This is a genomic window from Paraburkholderia sp. XV (assembly GCF_020177535.1).
GTDB lineage: Bacteria > Pseudomonadota > Gammaproteobacteria > Burkholderiales > Burkholderiaceae > Paraburkholderia > Paraburkholderia caribensis.
In genome coordinates, this window is sequence record NZ_JAGUUD010000044.1 from 50,998 (window position 1) to 60,799 (window position 9,802).

A 9,802-nucleotide genomic window follows, 5' to 3' on the forward strand; every position below is an offset into this window, starting at 1 on the left:
AAGGGCGCTTCACGCGCCCTTTTTCTGTCAGCGGCGGGAAGGCACTATCAGCACGACACGCCGTTCTGGTTCCGCGCAACATCCGCCTCGACCATCATCTTGCACAGATGTTCGAGCGTGGTCTCCGGCTTCCAGCCGAGCTTGTCGCGCGCCTTGTCCGCGCAGCCGATCAGCAGATCGACTTCGGCAGGGCGGTAGAACTTCGGGTTCACACGAATCAGCGTCTTGCCCGTGCGCACGTCGATACCCTTTTCGTTCTCGTTGCGGCCCGACCATTCGAGCTGGTATCCGGCAGCGGCGAACGCCATCTTCACGAAGTCTCGCACCGTCTCCGTGCGGTTCGTCGCGAGCACGTAGGTGTCGGGTTCATCCGCCTGCAGCATGCGCCACATGCCTTCCACGTACTCGAGCGCGAAGCCCCAGTCGCGCTTCGCATCGAGATTGCCGAGTTCGAGCACATCGGCCTTGCCGAGCTTGATCTTCGCGACCGTGTCGGTGATCTTGCGTGTGACGAACTCCCGGCCGCGCAGCGGCGATTCGTGATTGAACAGGATGCCGCTCGTCGCGAACATGCCATACGACTCGCGATAGTTGATGGTCGACCAGTGCGCGAACAGCTTGGCGACGCCATACGGGCTGCGCGGATAGAACGGCGTCTCCTCGCGTTGCGGCACGGCCTGCACCTTGCCGAACATTTCCGACGTCGACGCCTGGTAGAAACGCATCTTCGGATTCACCGTGCGGATGCCTTCGAGCAGGTTGAGCACGCCCACGCCCGTGACCTGCGCCGTCGTCGAAGGCTGGTCGAACGACACTCCGACGAAGCTCTGCGCCGCGAGGTTATACAGTTCGTCGGCCTGCACGGTGTCGAGCAGACGCAGCGTCGAGCCCGCGTCGGTCAGATCGTGCTCGACGAGTTGCAGATTCGGATTGTCCATCACGCCGAGTTCTTCCATCCGCCAGAAATTGACGGAGCTGGTGCGGCGATACGTGCCTGTAACCTGATAGCCCTTGCCGAGCAACAGTTTCGTCAGATAGGCGCCGTCCTGGCCGGATACGCCCGTGATAATAGCCTTGCGTTGTGTGGTCATGAGTTGCCTCTCGTCGGGTTGTCGGAAGTGGAGTGAAGAGGGGATGCGGTGCGCGGCGGCTCGCGCGTCGAGTCGGCTGCGACGGCGGACACGCGCCGCACGAGGGGATCGATTACCTGAAAATCCTGCTGCGCCTTCACGCGATACAGCTCGGGCTTCGGATGCGCGCCGTCGGACATATGGGTCTTCCAGTCGGCCATCGCGGAGATTTGCGCGTAGTGGTCGACGAGCGGGACCTGCTGTTCGGCCGCGACGCGCCGCGTCATGGCGGCCATTGCTGCGAGCCGTGCATTCAGACGCCCATCGGGCATCGGGTTCGCGGTCTGCAGCACGGGCAGCTTGCCGAGCGCCTGCGCGGTCTTCACGAGGTCGGTTTCGGCCTGATAGAACTGCTCGGGCGTCTGGTTGTGCATCACTTCGTTGATGCCGTAGTTGATCGTGACGATCTGCGCATTCGACGCCGCCAGGCGGTCTTTCCACGGGCCGTTGCGGCCCGGGCCCGTGCCGTCGCGCAATTGCGTCGCCATCGTGCCGCCGACGCCGTCATTCACGACCGATACGCGCGCGCCGTATTTCGCGCGCAATGCGTCCTGCAGATACGTCACCGCGTTCTCGGCGCGTGGCCCGCAGCGGCCGTCGCTGCACGAAATGCCGAGCGTGGTCGAGTCGCCGTAGGCTTCGATCAGCACCTGGGGCTGCGCGCGCTCTTGCGCATGCGCGAGCGTCAGCGCGCACAGGAGCACGTACGGCGCGGCACGCAGCAGCAGCGCGCGCGTCATGCGCTAGTCCTCGATGCTTCGCGTGCCGCGTGCAACACGGCGTCTGGCTGCTGGCCACGTGTCGCGCTGCCATGAATCAGGCGGCGCTCGAAGCCGAACCACGATGCGCTTGCATAAGCCAGCGTGATCGCGAGCGCCAGCGTGGCCGTCACATAGCGGTTGAAATGCAGCGGCCAGAGCGCGTAGAGAACACTCAGATGGATCAGGTAGATCGTGTAGCTGATCGTGCCGATATAGACGAGCACGGGATTGCACAGCACGCGCTTGACGATGCCCTTGCTCTGCAGCGCGATCACGACGACCGACGTGCACAGCAACAGCGACACGCTATACAGCCCCGCATTCGACAGCGGCGTATTGGCCGCGCGAAAACGCGGATAGTGCAGATGCAGCCACGCGAGCACGGCCAGCGCGACGCACACGCCGAGCACGGCCAGCAGCCTGAAGGGCGCAAGCGCGTTCGCATCGCGCCGCACGGCAACGGCGAGCAGCGCGCCCGCCGCGAGCAGATCCATGCGGAACGGCGTCAGGTAATAGATCGGCCAGAACGAATCGAACCACGGCGTCGCGACGGCGCGCAGCACGGGAACCAGCACGATCAGCGCGCCCGCGACATAGCCAAGCGCGCGCTCGGGCACGAGCAGGATCACGAACGGCCAGACAATGTAGAACTGCTCTTCGACGGCGAGCGACCACAGCACGTTCAGGCTGTCATGGCCGCTCTGGTTGAGCGCATCGCCGATATTCGTCGCGAAGAACGCATACCACTCCCAGTGCTGCGCCCAGCCGAAGCCGAACAGCAGCGACGACACCGCCATCAGCAGCAGATACGGCGGCAGGATGCGGCGCGCGCGGCGTGCGTAGAAGTAGCTGAAATACGATTGATGGCGCGCCTTGCGGTCCAGCAGAATGCCCGTGATCAGAAAGCCGCTCAGCACGAAGAACAGATCGACGCCCATCCACAGCGGCGCCTTCAGCGCATGCTGCGCGAACACCGCAAGCACGGCGATCGCGCGCAAGCCGTCGAGCTGGACGATGCGTCGCTGGTAAGAGGGCGGGGCGGGCAGGGTGCTGGCTGTCATGAGCGTCCGTGTATGCGCCTGATGCGGCAGTCAATGGGCCATGCACGGTGTCGCGAGGCGATCACCATGAAGACGATAAAAGCGGGTTTGATTCTAGGTAAATAAAAACCCTAAAAAACACGAATGAAATAAACGAATTGATTTGAATAGCGGAAAGCCGATTTTCATATCTGCATACGGCCGGTTACACCTCGATACATAGTCGCGGCGCGAGCCGGTAAGAAGTCCGGTTCCGATCGTCGGATCGGTAAATCGCAGCTGATTTCAAGCAAAAAATTCCCGAAAAAAATGCGGAGCAAATTTTTTTCCGATTTCTTTTCGTGCGATTCAACCGACGAATAATTTTGAATTATTTGCGATTTTCGTCCTTCATTCTTTGCACTTACCGTTAAGCGCTGATTGGATCAATGCGCATTAACGCCACTGCGCGCATTGCGCTGCCATTCGAATTTCCACATTGCATCCGGCGATAGCGCACCGTCATCGCCCGCCTTCGTTTCGCCTCGACTGGAGAACTCGCGTTGTCCCGACTCACGCTTGCCCGCGCGATGTGCGCGTTTGCCCTTCTCGCGACACTGCATGCGTTCGCCGAACCCGCGCTGAACGTGCAGACGTCATGGATCGGCAATACCTTCGGCTTTGGCGACGGTGCGTGGACGCAGATCAACATCACGGCGCTCGCGGTCTCGCCCGACGGCAAGGTCTACACGAACGCGCCGTGGGACGAGAGCGGCGCGGAGGCGAGCGTCTATCAGAATGGCAAGATGCTCGGCTTCGCGGGCGGCACGCATGGCTGGGGCAACAGCGGCGGCAACGCGATCGCGATCAACCAGCGTTATGCGTACGTGGCTGTCGGCGTCGGCAACGAGAAGGGGCATCTCACCGGCCAGGGTGTCTGGCCGGACAAGGGCCGCCAGTGGTACGGCATCTCGCGGCGCGAGATCGGCGATACGAAGCGCGTCGCCGCGTTCCAGCCCGCCGTGAGCAGCCTCGATCCGCATGCGAAGGCGGCCGCCGCGTTCGCAATGGTCAACGACGTGCCGACGGGCACGCGTGGCGACATCAACGGGCTCGCGGCAAGCGATACGACGCTCTATGCGTCGAACACGTCGCAGAACCGCATCGAGGTGTACGACGCCGAATCGATGCAGCGCAAGGCGCAATGGAGCGTGCCTGAACCGGGGCGCATCGCGCGCGCAGGCGACGGCACGCTATGGGTGCTGACCAGCACGCTCGGCGACAAGCCGAAAGTCGCGCACCTGGATGCCAACGGCCAGCGCCTGAAAGACGAGTTGCCACTGCCCGCCGACACGGTCGCCGTCGACATCGCCACCGATCCGCAAGGCCGCGTGCTGATCGCCGATAACGGTCCGCGTCAGCAGGTGCTGTTCTTCGGCAAGCGCGACGGCGGCTATGCGCTGACAGCGACGCTCGGCGAGCGCGGCGGCATTTTCTCGGGCGTCGCAGGCAAGCCGGGACCGCAGCGCTTCAACGGACTCACGGGCGTCGGCGTCGACGCGCGCGGCAACGTCTACGTCTCGACCAACGGCATCGGTCCGCGCTTCGAGCCGACGGGCGCGGGCCTCGGCGCGACGCTCGAAAGCTATGCGCCCGACGGCAGGCGCGTGTGGCAGGTCGAAGGGCTGTTGTTCGTCGATGGCGCGTGGATGGACCCGTCGCGGCCCGACAGCGTCTACACGGGCAACAAGCGCTTCACGCTCGATCTGTCGAAGCCGGCGGGCCAGCAATGGACCTACGCGGGCTTCCTGACGAACCGTTTCAGGTATCCCGACGATCCCGTCTTCAACACCGACCAGTGGCCGGGCCTGCCCATCGCCCGCAAGCTGAAGGGCCGCACGTTCCTGTTCCTCACGGACATGTACGCGGACCATCTGAAGATCTATCGCTTCGACGGCGGCCGCGACGGCGAGACGGCGACGCCCTCGGGCTTTATCGCGGGCCGCGAGCGCGCCGTGCTGAAGGTGCCGAATGCGCCGAAGGGCGGCGACTGGATCTGGCGCGACAGCAACGGCAACGGCCGCTTCGACGCCGACGAGTTCACGCCGAACACGACGGGCACGCACCTCGCGGGCGGTTGGGGCTGGTGGGTCGACACCAACGGCGACATCTGGCGCGCGCGCGATTCGAAGGGCATCAACCGCTTCCGCTTCGGCGGTCTCGATGCGAAGGGCAACCCCGTCTATTCGTACACGGACATGACCTCATACCCGGTGCCGCAACCGTTCAGCGAAATCAAGCGCGCAATCTACGACCCGCAAACCGATTCGATGTACGTGACGGGCTACACAACTGAAGCACCGTTCGACCGCGGCTTCTGGAAGGAAGTGGGCCGCGTGATGGTGCGCTACGACAAGTGGTCGAGCGGCAACCCCGTTGCGCGCTACACGTTGCCGCTGCCGTGGGACACGAAAGCGAAGCCCGTCTCGACGCTGATTGGCCTCACCGTCGAAGGCAAATACGTATTCGCCGTCGAGCCCGTCGGCACCGTCCATGTCTACGACAAGGAGACGGGCACGCCTGTCGGCACGATGCAGCCGGGGCCAGAAGTGGGCCACGCATCGGGCTGGGTCGACGTGCCCAACGGCATCAGCGCGTCGCGCCGCGACGACGGCGAGTACCTCGTGTTCGTCGAGGAAGACGCGCGCGGCAAGGTGCTGATGTACCGCTGGAAACCCGCATCGAAGACATAAACACGACGCTTCTCCACCCACACGCTACCCAAACCTATGACTGACCAGAAAGGCATCCGATGGATAAAGGCATCCTCAGAAACGTAGTGATCAACCTGATCGGGCTGGTGCTGCCGACGTTTGTATCGCTCGTCACGGTGCCGTCGTACATCAGGCTGCTGGGCGTCGAACGCTACGGCGTGATCGCCCTCGTCTGGACGCTGATCGGCTACTTCAGCATTCTCGACCTCGGCATGAGCATGGCCGCGCAGAACCACATCTCGAAGGCGCGCGCGTCCAACGATGAACAGGCCTGCGAGCAGGTGTTCTGGAGCGCGACATGGCTGAACCTGGCGACGGGTATCGTCGGCGGGCTCGTCATCTATTTCGGCGCGGCGCTCTATACCGCGTATTTCTCGAAGGTGTCGCCCGAGTTGCAGCATGAAGTCTATATGGCGCTGCCTTGGCTCGCGGTGGCGATACCGCTGGCCAACGTGTCCTGGGTGTTCGCGGGCGCGATCAACGGCGCGGAGCGATTCGGCATCTACAACACGAACCAGACGCTCGGCACGTTCCTGTTCCAGCTGCTGCCGCTCGCCGCTGCATGGATGATGGGGCCGACCTTGCAGAACGTGCTCGCGGCGGCGGTGGTCGCGCGATTGCTCGCCGCGATCCTGCTCGGACGTTCCGCGCTCAACGTGCTCGGCATCCGCCATATCCGCGCGCCGCAGTTCAAGGTGGCGAAGGGGCTCTTCAACTTCGGCGGCTGGATGCTGATTGCAAGCATCTCGGGGATGGTCGCCGAGTCGCTCGACCGCGTGATGCTCGGCACGAGTCTCGGCGCGCGTTTCGTCACGTACTACACGGTGCCGCAGAACCTCGTCACGCGTCTGAACATCGTGCCGACGGCGCTGCAGCGCACGCTGTTTCCGCGCCTGTCGGCCGTGGACCGCAACGATGCCGACGTCATCATGCGGCAGTCGCTCGAATTCCTGAACGGCGTGTTCACACCCATTGCGCTCGTTGCGATCATCGTGCTCGAGCCCTTCCTGCATGCGTGGGTGGGCAGCGAAGTCGCCGACGCGGGCGGCCCCGTGGGGCGCATCCTGATCATCTCCGTGTGGCTCGTCGGCCAGGCGAACCTCGCGCGCATTCTCATCCAGTCGCAGGTGCATCCTGCGACAGCCGCGCGTCTCGGCCTGTTCGAACTGCCTTTCTTCGCAGGCGCGCTGTGGTTCGGCATTGCGCACTTCGGGCTGACGGGCGCCGCTGTCGTCGTGGCCGCGCGCGGACTGTTCGACTACGTCGCGCTGCTCAAACTGTCGGCGATTCACGCGCGTCCGATCGTGCTCGACATGCTCGCGCATCTTGCCTTTCTGGTGGGCACCTTGTGGCTCGCCACCTTGCTCTCCAGCCTGCCGATGGCCATTGCCGCGGGCGCGCTCATCGTGAGCGCGAACGTCGCGTGGTCGCTCACGATGACCCCTGCATTGCGCGATCTTGCGCGTTCGCTGCTTGTGCGTCTGAAGTTGCGACTCAATCCGAGGAATAGCGCATGAACCACGATATCGTTGAAGAAGACCTCCTGCGTCCCACGCCCGTGACGCGCGATGCGGGCCGCGATCTCATCACGACCTCGCCCGTTGCGAAGCCGCCTGCGGCACGGCGCGGCGCGCGCAGCGTCGGGCCCGTGCGCGTCGCGATCATTCACGACTGGCTCGTCACCTATGCGGGCGCCGAGCGCGTGCTCGAACAGATCGTCGCGTGCTTTCCGGACGCGGACCTGTTCAGTCTCGTCGACTTCCTCGACGACCGCACGTTCCTGCGCGGCAAGTCCGTGACGACATCCTTCATCCAGAAGCTGCCGAAGGCGCGCACGAAGTACCGCAGCTATCTGCCGCTGATGCCGCTCGCGATCGAACAGCTCGACGTCTCCGCGTACGACGTCGTGATCTCGAGCAGTCATGCCGTCGCGAAGGGCGTGCTGACGGGCCCGGACCAGGTGCATATCAGCTACGTGCATTCGCCGATTCGCTATGCGTGGGATCTGCAGCATCAGTATCTGCAGCAGTCGAAGCTGACGAGCGGGCCGAAGTCCGCGTTGGCGCGGATGATCCTGCATTACATGCGCAACTGGGATATCCGCACGTCGAATTCCGTCGATGCGTTCGTCGCGAACTCCGAGTTCATCGCACGGCGCATCCACAAGGTCTATCAGCGCGATTCCGAAGTGATCTTTCCGCCCGTCGACGTCGAGGCGTTCTCGCTGTGCGAAGAGAAGGACGACTTCTATCTGACGGCCTCGCGCATGGTGCCGTACAAGAAGATCGACCTGATCGTCGAGGCGTTCGCGCGGATGCCCGAGCGCAAGCTGGTGGTGATCGGCGACGGCCCCGACATGCAGAAGGTGCGCGCGAAGGCGACGCCGAACGTGCAGATCATGGGTTATCAGCCGTTCAATGTGTTGCGCGATCACATGCGGCGCGCGAAGGCGTTCGTGTTCGCAGCGGAAGAAGACTTCGGCATTTCCGTGGTGGAAGCGCAGGCATGCGGCACGCCCGTGATTGCATACGGCAAGGGCGGGGCGCTCGAAACCGTGCGTGACCAGTACGAGTCGCATCCGACGGGAATCTTCTTCAACGAGCAGACGGCCGATTCGATCATCGGCGCGGTGGAGGATTTCGCCGACGACCCCGCGCGCTTCAGGCCCGCCGATTGCCGCGCCAATGCCGAGCGTTTTTCGGTCCGGCATTTCCGCGAGCGCTTCTTCGGCTTTGTACGCGAAACGGTGCCCGCGCTGCAGGGGGCGACGCTGCCTGTGGATGAACCGCCCGCGAAGGTGGGCGACCAGAAGCCGGTGTCGAGCGCCTTGCGGGTGCTGGCGATCGATCAGAGCGGCGTAATGGGTGGCGCCGAACTGTCGCTGCTGGAGGTCGTGAAGGCGCTCAGGGCGCGCGTGCAGGTGCTGCTGTTCGACGACGGGCCGTTCCGCATGGCGCTGCATCGCGAGGGCGTGGCCGTCGACGTGCTCGATCCCGGCGCGACGCGCGACATGCGCAAGCAGGGCGGCACGCCGCCCATCGCCAAGGCGGTGAAGAGCGTGGCGTCGCTGGTGCGCGCGACCGTGGTGCGGGCCCGTCAGAGCGACGTGATCTATGCGAACACGCAGCGGGCGATGGTGATTGGCGCGATTGCGGGGCGCTTCGCGAGGCGTCCGGTGGTCTGGCATCTGCGCGATATCGTGAGCCCGGAGCATTTCGGCAGCCGGCAGCTTGCGATCATCAAATGGTGCGCGAAACTGGGGCTGGCGCATGTGATCGCCAATTCCGCGGCGTCGGCGCGTGCGTTTGCCGAGCTGACCAATTTTGGCGACAGGCGCATCGATGTGGTGTTTAACGGGATTTCTGCTGCACCGTTCAGCGCGTTGCGGGAGACGCCGCAAAGCGTGCTGCGTGCGCGGCTGAAGCTGCCGCAGGATGCGTTTCTGGTGGGCTCGTTCAGTCGTCTTGCGCAGTGGAAGGGGCAGCATGTGTTGCTCGAGGCGATGGTGCTCAATCCGCAGATGCACGCGGTTCTAGTGGGCGCGGCACTGTTTGGTGAAGATGCCTATGAGGCCCGGTTACGCGAGTTTGTCGCGGCCAATGGGCTTGACGGGCGGGTGCATTTTCTCGGGTTTCAGGATGATGTCGCTGCGTGCATGTGTGCCGTCGATGTGGTTGCGCATACGTCGATTACGCCGGAGCCGTTTGGTCGTGTGATCGTTGAGGGGATGCTGGCCAGGCGGCCGGTCGTGGCGGCACGTGCTGGTGGTGTCGTTGAGATCATCGACGATGGTGTGAATGGGGTGATGTGCTCGCCTGGCGATGCGCATGCGCTGGCCGATACGCTCGCTGAGTTGCGGGCGGATCGGGCGCTGCGCGACAGGCTTGTTGCGAATGGGTATCAGACCGCTGTGCGGAAGTTTGGGACGCAGGCGTATGTCGAAGGGGTGGAGAGGATTCTTGCCAATGTGGCGAGTGGGGGGTAAGGGTTGAGGTTTTTTCTGTCTGTCTGCGACGCTGAGTGGTTTGCCTGGGTTTGAGCTGGCATCCGCGTTACGTTAGCGCGCTTCACGCGTCGCCCCTGTGCGGGGCGGCACCTACTTTTCTTTGCCGCCGCAA

Annotated in this window: 6 protein-coding genes; 3 read left to right on the plus strand and 3 right to left on the minus strand. The window is 63.8% G+C overall.

Features of this window, described 5'->3' with window-relative positions; genetic code table 11:
* Nucleotides 1-47: 47 nt before the first annotated feature.
* The 3 genes from gmd to KFO72_RS21100 are packed head-to-tail and all read right to left on the minus strand — an operon-like array spanning nt 48 to nt 2,952.
* A complete protein-coding gene (gene gmd / locus KFO72_RS21090; RefSeq protein ID WP_036005339.1) occupies nt 48-1,091 on the minus strand; it encodes a GDP-mannose 4,6-dehydratase in 1,044 nt (347 codons plus the stop codon).
* Nucleotides 1,088-1,870: an SGNH/GDSL hydrolase family protein gene (locus tag KFO72_RS21095; RefSeq protein WP_225032926.1), complete on the minus strand. Its 783-nt coding sequence runs from the start codon at nt 1,868-1,870 to the stop codon at nt 1,088-1,090. The genes gmd and KFO72_RS21095 overlap by 4 nt, the downstream gene beginning before the upstream one ends.
* Nucleotides 1,867-2,952 carry an acyltransferase family protein gene (locus tag KFO72_RS21100; protein ID WP_225032927.1) on the minus strand — a complete coding sequence of 362 codons (1,086 nt, stop codon included), beginning with the start codon at nt 2,950-2,952 and terminating at the stop codon, nt 1,867-1,869. The genes KFO72_RS21095 and KFO72_RS21100 overlap by 4 nt, the downstream gene beginning before the upstream one ends.
* A 521-nt stretch (nt 2,953-3,473) precedes the next feature.
* On the opposite strand from KFO72_RS21100, the gene KFO72_RS21105 reads away from it, so the two are divergent.
* The 3 genes from KFO72_RS21105 to KFO72_RS21115 are packed head-to-tail and all read left to right on the plus strand — an operon-like array spanning nt 3,474 to nt 9,669.
* The gene (locus KFO72_RS21105; protein ID WP_412101792.1) at nt 3,474-5,663 is read left to right on the plus strand and encodes a hypothetical protein; all 2,190 of its coding nucleotides are present in this window, start codon (nt 3,474-3,476) and stop codon (nt 5,661-5,663) included.
* Nucleotides 5,664-5,722: 59 nt separating this feature from the next.
* A complete protein-coding gene (locus tag KFO72_RS21110) occupies nt 5,723-7,201 on the plus strand; it encodes a flippase (protein ID WP_054930510.1) in 1,479 nt (492 codons plus the stop codon).
* Nucleotides 7,198-9,669 carry a glycosyltransferase family 4 protein gene (locus tag KFO72_RS21115; RefSeq protein WP_225032928.1) on the plus strand — a complete coding sequence of 824 codons (2,472 nt, stop codon included), beginning with the start codon at nt 7,198-7,200 and terminating at the stop codon, nt 9,667-9,669. The genes KFO72_RS21110 and KFO72_RS21115 overlap by 4 nt, the downstream gene beginning before the upstream one ends.
* The last annotated feature ends 133 nt before the right edge of the window (nt 9,670-9,802 follow it).

Excerpts from the sequence above, each read along its gene's own strand:
- KFO72_RS21110 (WP_054930510.1), top strand. The coding sequence starts at position 5,723 with ATGGATAAAGGCATCCTCAGAAACGTAGTGATCAACCTGATCGGGCTG.
- KFO72_RS21095 (WP_225032926.1), bottom strand. The coding sequence starts at position 1,870 with ATGACGCGCGCGCTGCTGCTGCGTGCCGCGCCGTACGTGCTCCTGTGC.
- KFO72_RS21115 (WP_225032928.1), top strand. The coding sequence starts at position 7,198 with ATGAACCACGATATCGTTGAAGAAGACCTCCTGCGTCCCACGCCCGTG.
- gmd (WP_036005339.1), bottom strand. The coding sequence starts at position 1,091 with ATGACCACACAACGCAAGGCTATTATCACGGGCGTATCCGGCCAGGAC.
- KFO72_RS21100 (WP_225032927.1), bottom strand. The coding sequence starts at position 2,952 with ATGACAGCCAGCACCCTGCCCGCCCCGCCCTCTTACCAGCGACGCATC.